The following is a 15,860-nucleotide window of genomic DNA, read 5'->3' on the forward strand; positions in this document are numbered from 1 at the left end:
GGTGTCGGCCGCGCACGACTGCATCAGGCTGAGCACTTGATCTGGCGCAAAGCTGGTGATAAAAACTGCTCCTACACTTGATCCCACGCAGAACAACCATAACAAGCGGGGAGAGACAGCAATGAAGGAACAAAAGGTAGCGCTGGTCACGGGGGGCATGGGTGGCCTGGGCACGGCCTTGTGCCGGCGCCTGCATGCGGCGGGCTTTGCCGTCGTGGCGGCGCACACGCCGGGCAACGCCCGCGTGGGACGCTGGCTCGACGAGCAGCAGGCACAGCAGTATTATTTTCATCCGCTGGCCATCGACGTGGGTGATTTCAACGCCTGCAGCGAAGCCGTGGCACGCGTGCTGGCGCAGTTCGGCCGCATCGATGTGCTGGTCAACAACGCTGGCATCACGCGCGACCAGAGCATGCGCAAGATGGAATTGCCGCACTGGGCCGAGGTCATGCGCACCAATCTCGACAGTCTGTTCAACATGAGCAAGCAGGTGCTGGAACCCATGCTGGAAAAAAAATGGGGCCGCATCATCAACATCTCGTCCGTGAATGGCCAGAAGGGTGCGTTTGGCCAGTGCAACTACGCAGCCGCCAAGGCGGGCGTGCATGGTTTCAGCAAGGCGCTGGCGCTGGAAGTGGCGCGCCACGGCATCACCGTCAACACCGTCTCGCCCGGTTACCTGCGCACGCAGATGGTGACAGCCGTGCCGGCCGATATCCTGGAAACGAAGATCCTGCCGCAGATTCCCCTGGGCCGCCTGGGCGAGCCAGAGGAGGTCGCTGCCCTGGTGGCTTACCTGGCGTCCGACGAAGCGGCGTTCGTCACGGGCGCGAATATCGCCATCAATGGCGGGCAGCACATGAGTTAAGCAAGCGTAGAGCTTGCAGTAGGGCAATGGCAGTAGAGGAGACCCGTCCACCCAGCCGGCACACAGAGGCTGGCAGGTGGGCCGATGGCAGTAGCTGAAAACAGGGGGCAGGGCAGCGATGCCTTGCCCTTTGTCGTTGCGCAGTCATGGTGCCGGGCGCTGGGCTTTTTCCAGCCGCGTCTGGCAATCGATGCACAGGCGCGCTTCCGGGCGTGCGTTCAGGCGCGACAGGCCGATGGCTTCGCCGCAGTTGTCGCACAGGCCATAGCTGCCATCGGCAAACTTGGCCAGCGCGTGCTTGATGACGGCCAGTTGCACCAGGTTGTGCTCGGCCGCTTCGCTGACGAGGGCGTTCAAGGTGCGCACGCTGGCGTTGTCAGCCGGCGAGGCTTCGATTTCATTGAGCAGCGAGGCGCGCGCATCCGCTTCGGCCGCTTCATTCTCGATCTGTTCCAGCAACGCCAGCTTGCGTTGCTCCAGCACGCCGCGCAAGCGCTGCAGCTGGTCTTGCGGCAATCCATTCATGGTTGTCACCCGGTAGAGCTTACTTCCATTATGGTAGTCCAAGATTGGCGGCTCTGCTTGCGCTATTACCTGCGCCGCGTTTGACGCGGCGCAGGCTGGCAGCGGCCGTTCTATGCTGGCTCTTTCAGGCAGTTGACCATCCAGGCCACGCCGAACTGGTCTTTCAGCATGCCGAAGCGCTTGGCCCAGAACGTTTCTTGCAAAGGCATCTGGATGTCGCCATCGCGCGCCAGCGCGTCGAAAGCCCGTTGCGCTTCCTCTGGCGTGTCGAGGCTTAGGCAGACCGAGCAGCCACTCATGCCCTTGGCGCCATCCTCGGTGCAGCCGCCGTCCGAGCCCATCAGCATGGTGGCCCCCAGTTGCACGGAGCCATGCATGATCTTGTCGTACCAGTCTTCCTTGACTTGCTCCTGGCCTGGCGAGCCCCGGTACGGCATCAGGCACAGGTCTGTGCCATGCAGGTGCTGGCGGTAGTATTCCAGCGCTTGCGCGCAATTTCCATCGAATTGCAAATACGGTTCGATACGCATATTGGCCTCCTCTGGTCATCGCCCCGCAGGCACGATTGCCAGGTGGGGACGTCCCAGTATAGGCGCTCGTCGGCCAAATTCAATCAGTCCGGCGCCATCTCTTGCAGCCGCTCACGCACCTTGCCCAGGGTGCTGAGGATGCGCTCGGGATTGCCTGCCAGGACGGCGCTGCCCAGGTGCAACAAGCTCGTCGCCAGACTGATCCAGTGCCGCACGTCGTCGTTGCGGGCGATGCGCAGGCGCACCGTGTCGAGCAGGCCGCTGAGCTGGCGCTGCGCCGTTTCCAGGCCGTCCACCGTGTGCCCGGCCGCATCGGCATACAGCTGGTTGGCTTGCTGGCGCAAGGCCACTTCCAGGGCGAAGACGGCTTGCGCCTGGCTGTGGCTGATGCCGTTGGCGCCCTGGCTGGCGCGCTTGCGGATGGCGCGCATGACGGCGCCGTGCAGGGTGACGGCCGCCTGCGACAGGCTGTCAGCCAGTTGCTCGACGCGCATGGCGCTGCTGAGAGCCGCTTCGCGGCGTTCGCTGCTGTTGCTCCTGCCTACTGATCCGTCCATCTTGCCTCCGTGGTGGTGAGGGTGGCAGCGAGGCGGGCGTGTTCGCGCGCCAGTGCCGCCAGTTGCCGGCGCGCCAGGGTATGGCGCAGACCAAGCAGGCGGTATTCCTCGGTTTTGCTTTGTTGCATGTTTTTCGCCAGCACGGCCAGCAGGCGTTGCTGCGGCGCGTCGGCATAGGCGATTTCCACGTCGAGCAAGCCGAGCACCATGTCGCGCTCGTTATCGCCGCTCTTGTCGTACAGCACCAGCAAGCTGTCGAGCGCGGCCAGCAGGGCTTGTAGCGGCGCGTCGCCCTCGTGCAGTACTTGCGCCAGGTGCGCCTGCTGGCTGGCCGCGCCGCCCAGGCGCGAGAGTTGCTGCAGCAACAGGGTGTAGGCGCTGACATGGCGGTCATCGATGCCGCTGCCCGGCCACGCGCGGATGGCAGCGCCAGCGCTGGCCAGTTCGGGCTGCACGTCATACGCATCGGCTTGTGCCAGCCGGCCCAGCGCCTGCAGGTACAGGCGCACGGCTTGCGCCAGGCGCGCGACATCGGCCTGCGCGGCGCGGCGCTGCGCATCGAGCAGGCGTTCGCGCGCGTCTTCGGCGGGCGACAGATAGGGCCGGGCGCGCTGGTAAGTGTCCACGTGACGCTGCGACAGTTCGCTGAAGGCGTTCACAGCATCGGTGCCGGCGGCCAGGGCGCGCACTTGCGCCAGCTCGGGGCGCGCGGTGGCGCAGCCGCACAGCACGGCAGCCAGGAAGAGGCTCAGGTGCAGGCCAAGGGCGCGGCGATAGCAGGTGGGCAGGGCGGACACGTCACCTCTCGACAGGAAATACTGTATGGAAAGGTATTGTGGTGCCGGTCTGCGCCGCCCGCCTTGTGCGGGCGCAAGCGCGCTGCGATCAAGCGCCCGTGATGTCAGTCAATTGCTCGCGCCAGCCCAGTCCGGCCACGGTGTCGCTGACGGGACGGTATTCGCAGCCGACCCAGCCTGCGTAGTCGACCTGGTCCAGCAGTTTAAATATATGGCGGTAATTGATCTCGCCCGTGCCCGGTTCGTGGCGGCCCGGCGTGTCGGCGATCTGGATGTGGCGGATCAGGGGCAGCAGGGCGCGGATGGTGTTGCTCAGTTCGCCCTCCATGCGTTGCATGTGATAAATGTCGTACTGCAGGAAGATATTGCTGCGCTGGCAGTCGGCGATGATGTCGGCCGCCTGCTGGCTATGGTTCAGAAAGTAAGCGGGCATGTCGTAGTGGTTGATCGGCTCGATCAGCACGTTGATGCCATGCGGACGGCAGGCGTCGGCCGCATATTGCAGGTTGCCGATCAGGCTTTGCCGCGCCCGCTCCAGGCTCATGCCGGGCGGCACGATGCCGGCCATGCAGTGCAGCTGTTTCGCGCCGAGCGCCAGCGCGTAGTTGAGCGCCAATTGCACGTTGCTGCGAAATTCCTCGCCACGGCGCGGATCGCAGGCGATGCCCCGTTCGCCGTTTTCCCAGTCGCCGGGCGGGAAGTTGAACACGGCCAGTTGCAGATGGTGGCGTTCCAGCCGCATGGCGATCTGCTGCGCCTCGACGGCATAGGGAAACAGGAATTCGACGGCATCGAAGCCTGCCTCCCTGGCGGCGGCAAAGCGGTCCAGGAAAGGCAGTTCGGTAAACATCATGCTGAGGTTGGCAGCGAAGTTCGGCATGGCAGCACGCAGTGGAGGACGATGGACGCTATCCTAGCCCAAATCGGCAAATGGTGGCATGCATAAAAAAAACCGTTCCAGAAGCAAGTCCTGGAACGGTTTTTATTGCTGCAATACGTGCTTACCAGCGTGTATTAGCGACCACGGCCGCCAGATCTGTGGTTGGCTGCCGAACGCGGCGCATTGCCCGAACGGTTGCCACCGCCACCGCCGCCCGCCGGGCCGGCGCTGCGTGGCTTGGCGCCGCTGCCGCCGGTTTTCACGCGCACCACGGCGCCCGCTGGCGCGCGGCTGTTGTTGCGGTGGCCGCCGGTGCCGCTGCGCAATTGCACAGGCTGGGCGCGGGCGTTCAGGTCTGGCTCGAAGCCTTCGATGACTTCGCGTGGCAGGGTTTGCTTGATCAGCTTTTCGATGTCTTTCAACATTTCGTGCTCATCCACGCAGACCAGTGATACGGCTTCGCCCTTGGCGCCGGCACGGCCCGTGCGGCCGATACGGTGCACATAGTCTTCCGGAATGTTCGGCAAGTCGTAGTTGACGACGTGCGGCAACTGGTCGATATCGATACCGCGCGCGGCGATGTCGGTGGCAACCAGCACTTGCAGCGTGCCATCCTTGAACTCGGACAGCGCGCGCGTGCGCGCCGACTGGCTCTTGTTGCCGTGGATGGCCAGGGCGCCGATGCCGTCCGCGCCCAGTTGCTCGACCAGTTTATTGGCGCCATGCTTGGTGCGCGTAAACACCAGTACTTGCGTCCAGTTGTTCGACTTGATCAGGTAGGACAGCATCGGGTGCTTCTTGTCGCGGTCGACCGGATGGATTTTTTGCTGGATGACTTCCACGGTCGAATTGCGGCGCGCCACTTCGATCATGGCCGGCTTGTTCAGCAAGCCGTCGGCCAGGGCCTTGATCTCTTCCGAGAACGTGGCCGAGAACAGCAGGTTCTGGCGCTTCGGCGGCAGCACGGCCAGCACTTTCTTGATGTCGCGGATGAAACCCATGTCGAGCATGCGGTCGGCTTCGTCGAGGATCAGGATTTCCACTTTCGACAAATCAACCGTGCCCTGGCCCATGTGGTCCAGCAAGCGGCCCGGTGTGGCGACGAGCACGTCGACGCCGTGTTTCAGCTGTTTGATTTGCGGGTTGATGCCGACGCCGCCGAAGATCACGGTGGAGTTCAGCTTGGTGTACTTGCCGTAGGTGCGCACGCTTTCCTCGACCTGCGCGGCGAGTTCGCGCGTTGGTGCCAGGATCAGGGCGCGGATCGGGCGCGTGGACGTGTTGCTGGTGATGGCCGCGCCATTCGCGTCAGTCGACAGGCGGTGCAGCAAGGGCAGGGTAAAGCCGGCCGTCTTGCCGGTACCGGTTTGTGCGCCGGCCAGCAAGTCGCCGCCAGCCAGCACGGCGGGAATCGCCTGCGTCTGAATGGGGGTCGGCACGGTGTAGCCGTGTTCGGTAACGGCACGTACGATAGCGTCGGACAATCCGAGGGAGGAAAAGGACATGGTAACTTTATTGTGAGATCGGCCTGTCGCCATCGGGGGGCGCCAGTCGCAGGCAATCAGATTAGGGGTCGAAAGACAGCGGCAAGGGGACTGGTCATATGTGCCGCACACGCGAAGTATAACAGCATGGCAAAAACGCGCCTGTTTTGTTTCAGGTTTGCAAGGCCGCAAGTAAAGAAAAGTGAGGCAAGGGCGCGCTGCCTATTGTCATTACTCCCTATGATTGCTTGTAACACTCCATGCGCGGGACTCACCGTGGCGCCGGAGTGTTCATTCCTGGAGGAATATCATGCGTATCGCCGATCTTCGCATCGCCACCCGCCTGTATGGCGGTTTCGGCACCATCGTCCTGTTGCTGACCGCCTTGGTCACCGTCGCCACACTGAATGTTTCGCGCCTGGCCGACGCCAATGCCATCAATACCCACACGTACCAGGTGCTCGCTGAAAACAGCGCGATGCTGGAAAGCCTGATCAACATGGAAACAGGCCAGCGTGGCTACGTGATCACCGGCGCGGAGGCGTCGCTGGAGCCGTACAAGGCGGGGCAGGCCGGGTTTGGCACGCACCTGGCCAAGGCGCGCGCCATGACCAGCGATAACCCTGCCCAACAGGAGCGCCTGGCGAAGCTCGATGCTGCCAAGCAAGCCTGGCTGGCCGGCACGCTTGATCCCGTGATCGCCATGCGGCGCGCCGTGGAACAGGGCACGGCGGCCATCGAGCCCGTGCTGGCGCTGGTGAAGGAGGGCAGGGGCAAGCAGGGCATGGATGCCATGCGGACACTGCTGGGCGAGATTGGCCAGGCGGAAACGGCGCTGCTGGCCCAGCGCTCGGAAGCGGCGGCGGCCTTGCAGGCACGCACGCATTGGACGTTGCTGGGCGGCGGCGTGGTGGCGCTGATTCTGGCCGCCCTGATCGCCTGGTGGCTGGCGCGTAACATCAGCGTGCCGTTGCGCTCGGCGATCGAGGTGGCCAGGCAGGTGGCGCAGGGCGACTTGACGGTGCAGGTGGACGTGCGCTCGAAGGATGAGACGGGCGAGTTGCTGCAGGCATTGAAAGACATGACGGCCAGCCTGCTGCGCATCGTCACCGAAGTGCGTGGCGGCACGCAAGCCATCGCCACGGCCTCGCGCCAGATTGCCTCGGGCAATAGCGACCTGTCGGCGCGCACGGAACAGCAGGCCAGTTCGCTGGAAGAGACGGCGTCGTCGATGGAGGAACTGACCAGCACGGTACAGCAGAACGCGCAGAATGCCAGCGAGGCCAACGGCCTGGCGGCGTCGGCCTCCGCCGTGGCCGGCAAGGGCGGCAGCGTGGTGGCGCAAGTGGTGGACACCATGGGTTCGATCAACGACTCGTCGCGCAAGATCGTCGACATCATCGGCGTCATCGACGGCATCGCCTTCCAGACGAATATCCTGGCCCTGAACGCGGCCGTGGAAGCGGCTCGGGCGGGCGAGCAGGGGCGCGGCTTTGCCGTCGTCGCCACCGAGGTGCGCAACCTGGCACAACGTTCGGCCGGTGCCGCCAGGGAAATCAAGGCCCTCATCAATGACTCGGTGGCGCAGGTGGAGAGCGGCGCGCGCCTGGTCGACGAGGCGGGCCACACGATGCGCGAGATCGTCGACAGCGTGCACAAGGTCAGCAGCATCGTCGGGCATATCTCGGCCGCCAGCGACGAGCAGCGGGCCGGCATCGAGCAAGTCAACCAGGCCATCAGCGAAATGGACCAGGTGACCCAGCAAAACGCTGCGCTGGTGGAAGAGGCTGCCGCAGCGGCGGAATCCATGCAGGAGCAGGCCGCCCGGCTGGCTGACGCGGTGAGCGTGTTCAGGACCGCGCAGGTGGACGCCATTCCGGCGCTGGCGTCCAGGCCCGCCGCGCGCCGTCCAGTGCCGCTCAAGGTAGCGCGCGCTCCCGCCCGCCTGAACGGCAAGCCGGTGGTGCGCCATGCGCCGCAAGTTCCGGCCGGCAAACAGCACTCGGGGGAAGATGATTGGGAAGAATTTTAATGATGTAGTGCGTGCGACAGCTGTCGCAAGTAGTGCTTGCGTGCGTGTGACTATTGTCGCATAATTGTGTCAACAGTCACTAAAAGGAATCACCATGAGCACGCCCTCTGTCACCGAACTGTCGTTACTGAAAGCCTTGTGGAAAGACCACCCGCTGTCCGCGCGTGAATTGCATGCCAGGGTGGAAGACGAGCTGGGATGGTCGTTTTCGTCCACGCGCAAGACGGTCGAGCGCATGCTGGACAAGGGCATGCTGTTGCAGCGCAGCGTGCATGGCGTGCTTGTGTATGAGGCGAACGTGGACAAGGTAGCCACTCTGGCCGCGTTTGCCCACGATTTTGGCCGGCGCGTGATGGAAATCGACAGTCCCTTGCCGGTCAGTATGTTTACGGGCAGCAAACTGGTGGACCAGCAGGAACTGGCGGCGCTGGAGCAGCTGCTGCAGGACTGGCCGCTCGAGGGAAAGGAATAAGCGATGCTGTTGTTTTCTCTCACGCTGTTGCAGGCCAGCGCCGCCTGTCTCGTGACCGGCCCGCTGCTGTGGGCAATGCTGCGCCTGGCGCAACGGCGCTGGCCCGCGCTGGCGGCGCAGCGCAGCGTGTGGCTGGGCGCCCAGTTGGTGCTGGCCGCCGTGTTTGTGTTGCCGCTGCTGCCTGACACGCGCCAGCTGAGCGTGGTGCCCGAATTGAGCGTGCCCGTTTACCTGGCCAGCGCGGCGCCCGACGTGCCGATGGCCATGGTTGCGCCAGCTACCGGGTTGTCATCCGCCGCTTCCTGGCTGGCCCTGTTGCCATCCGCCTGGGGCCTGATCTATCTGCTGGGCGTCGCTTGCGCAGCCTGGCGCTGGCAGCGTGGCCACGCCATGTTGCGCACCTTGCTGCAACTGGCGCGGCGCCGCCGCCTGCATGGCATGGAGGTGCTGGAAGTGGACGCGCCGATCTCGCCGATGCTGGTGGGCGTGTGGCGGCCGCGTTTGCTGTTGCCGGCGCACCTGGCGCAATTTACGCCGGAACAGCGGCAGCTGGTGATCGCCCATGAGCTGACCCACGCGCGCCGGCGCGACCCCTTGCTCCTGCTGCTGGCTAACCTGCTGCAGGCGCTGATGTGGTTCAATCCGGCCGCGCGCTGGCTGGCCGGCCAGCTGGCTTGGGCGCAAGAGCTCGGTTGCGACCGCCAGGTACTGGCTGGCCGCCCTGCACGCCAGCGCCAGCAATATGCGGCGGCGCTGGTCAGGCAGCTGGGCCTGCAGCTCCAGCCGCTGCCGGGGCTGGCTTTTGGTGGCGGCAGCATGGCCGAGCGCCTGCTGCGCATGCGTGGCGGGCAGGATCGTTTGCCTCCGGCCTTGCGGGTGCTGACGGTGCTGCTGCTGTGCGCTATCGGCGCGGCCAGCCTGGCGCTGCAGCCGGCGCTGGCCTGGGCGGTGGCAGCCACGCCGGCAGCCAAGCACACTGCGCCAGCGACGGCGCCAGCTATCTGGCGCAATCCCCTGGACAGTATGCGTGTGACCGGCTTCTTTGGCGTGGTGCGCCAGATGACGCCACAAGGCCATAGCGGCATCGATCTGGGCGCCAGGCGCGGCACGCCCGTGCATGCGGCGGCCGACGGCATCGCCAGCGTCAGCGAAGATGCGCGCCTTGGCAAGGCCGTCCGCATCGACCACGGCGCTGGCGTCGAGTCGCTGTATGCCCATCTCGATCGGGTCACGCTCACGACCGGCATGGCCGTCACGGCGGGGCAGGCCATCGGCACGGTGGGCGCGACCGGCTTGGCGACGGGGCCACATTTGCATTTCCAGGTCAGCCGGGACGGGCGCTTGCAGGATCCACAACAGTGGCTGGCCGACCTCGATGCCAACGCCACCACGCGCGCCCTGCGCCTGCGCAAGGAGCAGTTCGGCCGTTAGTTTACCTGGCCGCGGGTCGGGTGAGCGCGCGAGCGCACGAACGAACAAACAAGCCGACACCACCACAGACCTTTCAGGATTCCCCATGCGATTGAGTATTGTATTGTGCAGCCTTGCGCTGCCGTTGACGGCGCACGTCCATGCCGAGGACGTTCTTCCTTCCGTGATGGTCAGCGCCGGCAAAGTCGAGCAGCGCCGCAACGACACCGTCGCCGCCATCGTTGTCGGCCACGAGGAATTGATACGCCAGGGCGACCGCGTCCTGGCCGATGCCCTGAAGCGCCTGCCCGGCATTTCCATCGGCGCGCCAGCCGGCACGGGGCAGGGAGGGCAAATCCAGCTGCGCGGGCTGGGCCAGGGTTATACCCTGGTCATGCTCGACGGCGTGCCCGTGCCGCCCGATTTTTCGCTCGACTCCCTGGACCCGGAACTGGTCGAGCGCGTGGAAATCATGCGCGCCGCCACGGCGCAATTTTCCGCCCAGGCGATCGCCGGTTCCATCAATATCGTGCTGAAAAAATCGGGCAAGCGGCGCGAGCGCACCTTCAAGCTGGGAGCGTCCGGCAGCCATGGCATGCCCGCCGGCAGCGCCACCGTGCAGTGGGCGGACAAGGACGGCCGCCTGTCTTACGCGCTGGCCGGCACGCTCGGTCACACGGGGCGCCGGGGCTTGCTCGATGAATGGAACCGCGCATACGATGCGGACGGCCGGCCCACGGTGGTGCGCCATATGCCACTGACCGAGCGCGTGACCAGCGATACGCTCGAACTGGCGCCGCGCCTGCAATGGGCGCTGGCGGGCGAAGGCAGCCTGGCCTGGCAAAGCCTGGTCAGCTTGCGCCGCCTGGCCAGCCGCCGCCAAGTCGTGGAAACGGCTTACCTGGGCGGCCATACCGACTATCCGGAAAATGACGCCACCTTCAGGCAGGATAGCAGCAGCGTGCGCAGCGATCTGCACTGGCTGCGCAAGTTCGGGCAAGGGGCCAGCCTCGATATGAAACTGGGCCTCGATGTCAACCAGCGCGGCAGCGATTATCTGTTCCAGGGCGTCGGCGCCGCGCCCGGAGCGGCGAATGTGCGCCGGGTCGATGCGGGCGTGGACGAGCTGGGCGTGCAGACCAGCGGCACCTACCGCCGCACGCTGGGAGAGGCGCATGCACTGGCGGTGGGCTGGGATGCGGGGCACCGGCGGCGCGCGGAGTTTCGCCGCGAGCATCAGCTCTCGCCGGGCGGGCCGCCCGTGCTGCCGGAGGAAGACTATGCGGCCACGGTGCGGCGCCTGGCCCTGTTTGCGCAGGATGAATGGGATATCTCCGCGCGCTGGTCGCTGTATCTGGGGCTGCGCTGGGAAACCTGGCGCACGGCCAGCGCTACCGGTGGCGCGCACCCAGTCGACGTGCGCGCGCAAGTGTGGAGTCCCGTGCTGCAAAGCCTGTGGAAGCTGGCCGGCAAGGATCAGCTGCGCCTGGCCGTCACGCGCACCTACAAGGCGCCGCAGATTTTCCAGCTGATCCCGCGCCCCTACCTCAACGACAACGGCAATAGCCCCGCGAATCCCGATAACCAGGGCAACCCGGCGCTGCGCCCGGAACTGGCGTGGGGCCTCGATGCGGCCTACGAATACTATCCTGTGGAGGGCGCCATGCTGGGCGCCAGCGCCTCGCTGCGGCGCATCAACCACGTGATGCTGGACCGGCTGTATCAGGACAACGGGCGCTGGGTGGCCACGCCCGTCAACCATGGCAGGGCGCAGGTGCGCGGCATCGAACTGGAAGCGAAGCTGCCGTTGACGGCGCTGTTGGCGGGTGCCCCGGCGCTGGACCTGCGGGCGAACGTGGCGCGCAACTGGTCGACGCTGGACGCCGTCGCCGGTCCGGGTAACCGCCTCGATGGCCAGTTGCCATGGAGCGCCAACCTGGGCGCCGATTACCGGCTGGTCAGCAAGCCGTTGACCCTGGGCGGCAATCTGCATTACCAGGGCGGTGGACTGTCGCGCGAGTCAAACCAGCTGCTGGCCTGGCAGGGCTCCCGGCGCGAACTGGACCTGTACGCGTTGTGGAAGTTCAGCGACCGGCTGCGACTGCGGCTGTCGGGCGCCAATCTGCTGCGGCAGCTTGACCGCGCGCGCAGCCAGTATGCGGATGGCGCCGGCAGCCTGCTGCGCACGGTCGATACGGGCAGCTACCGCACGCTGCGCGTCATGCTCGAAGGCTTCCTGTAGGGATTATTCAGTCGTCGATCTCCGCGACGGCGTAGTCCACGCCCTGCGCATCGAGCCAGGTGCGCACGGCGGCCAGGCCGTGCCACGGGTCCGGGCGCAGGTGCTGGCAGATATACAGGCCGGCCTCCGTCAGCCTGGCCTCGGTGTCGGGCCGGGTGGCGCCGGGTGCGCGCGGCGCCGTCGTCGCCAACTCTGGCAGCTGCGCGAGGTGCTGGCGCTGTTCCTGCGTCAGGCTGGCCGTGATCCTGAATTCAAATCCCATGTTTTCTCCTTGATGTGCAGCTTGCTGCCGCGGTTATTTTCAATCATCGAAAAAATTGCATATAGCTTGGCATTCTTTCCGTTTTTGTTTTCAAAGTATCTCGTCCATACTGCATGGCACTGGCCCGATATACACGAATTAAGCAAGGGCAGGAGCAGAAAGACCATACAACGACATCCTTTTTTTCATATTCAATTATTTTCACTAAGGAAAACATCATGCCTATCGCTACCGCCCAAGCCGCACAAAAACTGCTGACCCCGAACGATCATACCCTGATCATGATCGATCACCAGTCGCAGATGGCGTTCGCCACCCGCTCCATCGACCTGGCCCTGCTGCGTAACAATGCGGCCCTGGTGGCCAAGGCGGCGTTTGAATTCAAGGTGCCGACGATTTTGACGACGGTGGCCGCCAAATCGTTCTCTGGCCCGATCTTCGATGAAATCCAGTCCGTCTTCCCGGAACAGGCGCCGGTCGACCGCAGCACGATGAATACCTGGGAAGATGCGCGCATCGCCGACAAGGTGAATGGCTACGGCAATGGCAAGATCGTGCTGGCCGGCCTGTGGACCTCCGTCTGCATCGTCGGCCCCGCGCTGTCGGCGCTGGAGCAGGGTTTTGAAGTCTACGTGATTGCCGACGCCAGCGGCGATGTCTCCGATGAAGCCCATGCGATGGCGATGCAGCGCATGCTGCAGGCGGGCGCGCAGCCGATGACCTCCGTGCAATACTTGCTGGAACTGCAGCGCGACTGGGCCCGCGGCGAAACCTACAACGAGACGGTGGCGACGGCCGTGGCGCACGGCGGCGGCTATGGCCTGGGTTTGATCTACGCCGAATCCATGTTCAACGCCAGCGAAGGCCATTGATTATTCGTCGATGCATCGTCCAGCACCTGATTCCGGAGAGCCTGCATGGGCGCAAGCACAATCTTACTCAACGGCCGTTTCCACACGGTCGGCAGGATGCAGCCGTTGGCGTCCGCCGTCGCCATCGCCGATGGCAAATTCCTCGCCGTGGGCGACGCTGAAGATGTGATGCGTCACGTGGTGGGCGGTATCTGCGTACCTGCGCTGCTGCACTTTAGTCGCAACGTTGGTTCACCCATGCAGGGCGGCATGGGCATTCCAATGGCTACCGACATTGCGTTTGCGCTGTGTGTTCTCGCGCTCCTGGGCCACCTACCAGCTTCGCTCAATATCTCCCTCACCGCACTTGCCGTCATCGATGACCTCGGCGCCATCATCGTCATCGCTCTTTTCTATACTAACAGCATGTCGATCGGTTACCTCGCCGGCGCCTTGGTCATGTTCGGCGCGCTCCTATGTCTGAATCGCTGGACACCCGTCACAGCGCTTATCCCGCCCCCAACGCCACCTTCCAATACCGCCTTGAAGCGGCGGGCGCTGCCGGTCAAAATGGAGCAGCGCCAGTTGCCACATGTTGTACTAAACGGCAGACTTGGACAGTTTCCTCGACCGTAAGAGCGACGGCTAATCTGGCATCAGGGAAATCTGGCTGTGTTTGGATTATTTTTATGTAAGAGTGATACCCGCCCAGTGCAGAGCGGGCATGAAGCAGACTTGTGTTTGGCTAAATTGACTAGAAATTTATAATTTATTTATTTAATATATTTAATTATTTCGTTCACAAGTAATTTTGAACCTGTCTGGAAAAGATGATTTCCATCTACATAAAATAAATCATTATTATTTCCTATATAATCGCATCGTTCATTTTTGCAAAAAATAGATTTTGGTTGAATAATTTTTGCAAATTTATCTGCATTGACGATACGTAATGCTTCAGTTACTTCAAAATTTCGCAAATCGTATATTTTATTTGTGACTAATTTCTCATCAATTCCATGGCGTTTATTGTAAAAATAATTTTTAGCTGCGTATATCGGTATGGATATATTATACTCAGGTACGCTGTTAATGAAAATTATTTCTTTTTCATTCTTTTTTAGAAAATCAAAAGTTCTTAAAATTCCTCGTTGAAAAACTAAATTATTTTCATTAAGACTTTTATATGTGGATAATTTATCAGTATAATAAGTTATGTCATCATCTCCCCATCTGTACCCTTTGGTATAATTTGCCCATTCCGCAAACATAATAACAGTTTTAATGTTGGTGTTTTTTGAAATGTCGGAAAATGTTGATGTGCGATATTCCCTGCAAGTTGGATATTTAGATGGATTATCTGTAGCTAGATCCAAGATTGGTGGACACCAAGACTGAGCGTACACAATAGCAGACATGTTTTTTGAACGAAGTAATTCAGAAAAGTAATATGTAATGCTCGTGCTATGTGAGTCACCAACCAATGCAATCGTTGGCTCAACATTATCGCTGCCAATTTTGCAAGTTGATCCTTTAATTCTTTTTATTTCTTCATCGCAGTTATCTAGGCGGCCACCTTCAGGATTTTCTAAACTTTTCGTTATTTTGTCTAATCTAAAAGAAAATCCATTACTAAAATATCCAGCCAGTCCTATGGCAATAAGTACGGCACTGCATATGAAAGCCAGATTGAATATTTGGCTGCGATTGAAATTATTTTTGTTGCGGAATGGACGTTCTATATAACGCCATGTAAGATATCCAAGTATTATTGAAAACATTGAAAGTGTGAACATTAATAATTTACTTGGTTCATCCAAGCTTCTTATTCTGGCAAAGGCAAATAACGGTTGATGCCACAAATATGTACTGTAGCTTATTAACCCGGTCATAACGAAAAACTTGTTGCCAAGTAATTTTCCTACTAGTGTTTTATGTGTGGCGAAAATAATTATAAGTGCTGCTCCTAGTGTTGGAGCAAGAGCATATAAACTTGGGAATGGTGTTTGACTGTCGTATGCAAAGATTGAATAAAAAATTAGTATAAAACCTAAGATACTGAAAGACTCTGCTGCCAAATATTGATGCTTTTTAATATTGTGTTCAGTATAGTAAAAAGAAATAAAGGAGCCGATAAATAATTCCCAGGCACGCGTTGGCAATAAGAAGAATGTGAATTCAGGTTTGTTCAGCGCCCCCCACTGTGCGGCGGCAAGACTGATAATGGCGACGATAGCAAGTAATGTGACAATCCATTTTTTTCCTAAACGCCAAGTAAGCAATAGAAATAAAGGGAACAGCATGTAGTATTGTTCTTCAACGGCTAAACTCCATGTATGAATTAATGGCATTAGTTCTGTCGCAGTAGAAAAATAACCGCTCGTACGCCAAAACAGAATATTTGATGAAAATATTGATACAGCAGTTATACTTTCTGAAAAAATCTTCATATCTTTTTGCAGAAGCCAAAGCCAAGCAAAAGGGAGGCAGGCAAAAATTACAAAAAATAGGGCTGGCAGAATACGGCGTGCTCTTCGTTCGTAGAATTTAACAATGGAAAATGTTTCATCCTGTAAATCAGTTAGTAGAATTTTTGTAATCAAATATCCACTAATAACGAAAAATATATCTACGCCAACGAAGCCTCCGCTAAATAATTGAGAGCCAGCATGGAATAAAATAACCGGAATTATAGCTAATGCACGTAGGCCATCTATTTCGCTTCTATATTTCATTTTTAAAGTTATTAGTAAATGGTTTGAGAAATTATTCTTATACCTATTAATTATTTTAATTATTTAATTTTGTATGAAAAATTATTTTTATAAAAAATCATAATTTAATGTTATGCGAGTATTTAATTTTGGAGAATATGTCGCATATGGAAGAGTTTTCAATTGTACATGCATTGTTAGCATAAAGGAAATTTATTGAGCGAAGTGTCGCGCAT

15 protein-coding genes are annotated in these 15,860 nt (G+C 60.1%); 7 read left to right on the forward strand and 8 right to left on the reverse strand.

What is annotated here, in order from left to right; genetic code table 11:
- The first annotated feature begins 121 nt into the window (after nt 1-121).
- A complete protein-coding gene (phbB, locus tag ACQ4WL_RS13090; RefSeq protein ID WP_436510172.1) occupies nt 122-868 on the forward strand; it encodes an acetoacetyl-CoA reductase in 747 nt (248 codons plus the stop codon).
- Between the two features lie 144 nt (nt 869-1,012).
- Here the strand turns inward: phbB and ACQ4WL_RS13095 are convergent, their stop codons facing one another.
- The 6 genes from ACQ4WL_RS13095 to ACQ4WL_RS13120 form a co-directional block, all read right to left on the reverse strand.
- Complete coding sequence (locus ACQ4WL_RS13095) at nt 1,013-1,393, reverse strand: TraR/DksA family transcriptional regulator (protein ID WP_436510173.1); 381 nt, start codon at nt 1,391-1,393, stop codon at nt 1,013-1,015.
- A gap of 110 nt (nt 1,394-1,503) precedes the next feature.
- Nucleotides 1,504-1,923, reverse strand: a complete 420-nt coding sequence (locus ACQ4WL_RS13100; protein WP_436510174.1) for a VOC family protein — start codon at nt 1,921-1,923, stop codon at nt 1,504-1,506.
- Between the two features lie 83 nt (nt 1,924-2,006).
- On the reverse strand, nt 2,007-2,480 hold the full coding sequence (locus ACQ4WL_RS13105; protein ID WP_436510175.1) for a hypothetical protein: 474 nt from the start codon (nt 2,478-2,480) through the stop codon (nt 2,007-2,009).
- Nucleotides 2,465-3,277, reverse strand: coding sequence for a hypothetical protein (locus tag ACQ4WL_RS13110; protein WP_436510176.1), 813 nt, complete (start codon nt 3,275-3,277; stop codon nt 2,465-2,467). The genes ACQ4WL_RS13105 and ACQ4WL_RS13110 overlap by 16 nt, the downstream gene beginning before the upstream one ends.
- 88 nt (nt 3,278-3,365) lie before the next feature.
- The gene (otnI, locus tag ACQ4WL_RS13115; RefSeq protein ID WP_436510177.1) at nt 3,366-4,157 is read right to left on the reverse strand and encodes a 2-oxo-tetronate isomerase; all 792 of its coding nucleotides are present in this window, start codon (nt 4,155-4,157) and stop codon (nt 3,366-3,368) included.
- Nucleotides 4,158-4,291: 134 nt separating this feature from the next.
- A complete protein-coding gene (locus ACQ4WL_RS13120; protein WP_426072434.1) occupies nt 4,292-5,662 on the reverse strand; it encodes a DEAD/DEAH box helicase in 1,371 nt (456 codons plus the stop codon).
- Between the two features lie 289 nt (nt 5,663-5,951).
- On the opposite strand from ACQ4WL_RS13120, the gene ACQ4WL_RS13125 reads away from it, so the two are divergent.
- The 4 genes from ACQ4WL_RS13125 to ACQ4WL_RS13140 all read left to right on the forward strand — a co-directional run bounded on the left by ACQ4WL_RS13125 (nt 5,952) and on the right by ACQ4WL_RS13140 (nt 11,797).
- The gene (locus tag ACQ4WL_RS13125) at nt 5,952-7,673 is read left to right on the forward strand and encodes a methyl-accepting chemotaxis protein (protein ID WP_436510178.1); all 1,722 of its coding nucleotides are present in this window, start codon (nt 5,952-5,954) and stop codon (nt 7,671-7,673) included.
- A gap of 94 nt (nt 7,674-7,767) precedes the next feature.
- Nucleotides 7,768-8,145, forward strand: coding sequence for a BlaI/MecI/CopY family transcriptional regulator (locus tag ACQ4WL_RS13130; protein ID WP_230541739.1), 378 nt, complete (start codon nt 7,768-7,770; stop codon nt 8,143-8,145).
- 3 nt (nt 8,146-8,148) lie between these two features.
- Entirely contained in the window at nt 8,149-9,576 is a 1,428-nt protein-coding gene (locus tag ACQ4WL_RS13135) for a M56 family metallopeptidase (RefSeq protein ID WP_436510179.1), read from the forward strand.
- 85 nt (nt 9,577-9,661) lie between these two features.
- Nucleotides 9,662-11,797, forward strand: coding sequence for a TonB-dependent receptor plug domain-containing protein (locus ACQ4WL_RS13140; RefSeq protein WP_436510180.1), 2,136 nt, complete (start codon nt 9,662-9,664; stop codon nt 11,795-11,797).
- A gap of 7 nt (nt 11,798-11,804) precedes the next feature.
- On the opposite strand, the gene ACQ4WL_RS13145 is transcribed toward ACQ4WL_RS13140, so the two are convergent.
- Nucleotides 11,805-12,059 carry a hypothetical protein gene (locus ACQ4WL_RS13145; protein WP_436510181.1) on the reverse strand — a complete coding sequence of 85 codons (255 nt, stop codon included), beginning with the start codon at nt 12,057-12,059 and terminating at the stop codon, nt 11,805-11,807.
- A gap of 218 nt (nt 12,060-12,277) precedes the next feature.
- Between ACQ4WL_RS13145 and ACQ4WL_RS13150 the strand changes: the two genes are divergently transcribed.
- Entirely contained in the window at nt 12,278-12,931 is a 654-nt protein-coding gene (locus ACQ4WL_RS13150) for a hydrolase (protein WP_436510182.1), read from the forward strand.
- Nucleotides 12,932-13,099: 168 nt separating this feature from the next.
- Nucleotides 13,100-13,546 carry a Na+/H+ antiporter NhaA gene (locus tag ACQ4WL_RS13155; protein ID WP_436510410.1) on the forward strand — a complete coding sequence of 149 codons (447 nt, stop codon included), beginning with the start codon at nt 13,100-13,102 and terminating at the stop codon, nt 13,544-13,546.
- A gap of 137 nt (nt 13,547-13,683) precedes the next feature.
- Here ACQ4WL_RS13155 and ACQ4WL_RS13160 read toward each other — a convergent pair whose 3' ends face one another.
- A complete protein-coding gene (locus ACQ4WL_RS13160; RefSeq protein WP_436510183.1) occupies nt 13,684-15,645 on the reverse strand; it encodes an acyltransferase family protein in 1,962 nt (653 codons plus the stop codon).
- Nucleotides 15,646-15,860 lie beyond the last annotated feature (215 nt).

The sequence above is a fragment of the Janthinobacterium kochi genome, from assembly GCF_051380715.1.
Taxonomy (GTDB): Bacteria; Pseudomonadota; Gammaproteobacteria; order Burkholderiales; family Burkholderiaceae_D; genus Janthinobacterium.

What these genes read in the sequence shown, in the direction of transcription:
- ACQ4WL_RS13120 (WP_426072434.1), bottom strand. Translation starts at nt 5,662, where the DNA reads ATGTCCTTTTCCTCCCTCGGATTGTCCGACGCTATCGTACGTGCCGTT.
- ACQ4WL_RS13160 (WP_436510183.1), bottom strand. Translation starts at nt 15,645, where the DNA reads ATGAAATATAGAAGCGAAATAGATGGCCTACGTGCATTAGCTATAATT.
- phbB (WP_436510172.1), top strand. Translation starts at nt 122, where the DNA reads ATGAAGGAACAAAAGGTAGCGCTGGTCACGGGGGGCATGGGTGGCCTG.
- ACQ4WL_RS13130 (WP_230541739.1), top strand. Translation starts at nt 7,768, where the DNA reads ATGAGCACGCCCTCTGTCACCGAACTGTCGTTACTGAAAGCCTTGTGG.
- ACQ4WL_RS13140 (WP_436510180.1), top strand. Translation starts at nt 9,662, where the DNA reads ATGCGATTGAGTATTGTATTGTGCAGCCTTGCGCTGCCGTTGACGGCG.
- ACQ4WL_RS13095 (WP_436510173.1), bottom strand. Translation starts at nt 1,393, where the DNA reads ATGAATGGATTGCCGCAAGACCAGCTGCAGCGCTTGCGCGGCGTGCTG.
- otnI (WP_436510177.1), bottom strand. Translation starts at nt 4,157, where the DNA reads ATGCCGAACTTCGCTGCCAACCTCAGCATGATGTTTACCGAACTGCCT.
- ACQ4WL_RS13105 (WP_436510175.1), bottom strand. Translation starts at nt 2,480, where the DNA reads ATGGACGGATCAGTAGGCAGGAGCAACAGCAGCGAACGCCGCGAAGCG.
- ACQ4WL_RS13125 (WP_436510178.1), top strand. Translation starts at nt 5,952, where the DNA reads ATGCGTATCGCCGATCTTCGCATCGCCACCCGCCTGTATGGCGGTTTC.
- ACQ4WL_RS13135 (WP_436510179.1), top strand. Translation starts at nt 8,149, where the DNA reads ATGCTGTTGTTTTCTCTCACGCTGTTGCAGGCCAGCGCCGCCTGTCTC.
- ACQ4WL_RS13155 (WP_436510410.1), top strand. Translation starts at nt 13,100, where the DNA reads ATGCGTCACGTGGTGGGCGGTATCTGCGTACCTGCGCTGCTGCACTTT.
- ACQ4WL_RS13100 (WP_436510174.1), bottom strand. Translation starts at nt 1,923, where the DNA reads ATGCGTATCGAACCGTATTTGCAATTCGATGGAAATTGCGCGCAAGCG.
- ACQ4WL_RS13150 (WP_436510182.1), top strand. Translation starts at nt 12,278, where the DNA reads ATGCCTATCGCTACCGCCCAAGCCGCACAAAAACTGCTGACCCCGAAC.
- ACQ4WL_RS13145 (WP_436510181.1), bottom strand. Translation starts at nt 12,059, where the DNA reads ATGGGATTTGAATTCAGGATCACGGCCAGCCTGACGCAGGAACAGCGC.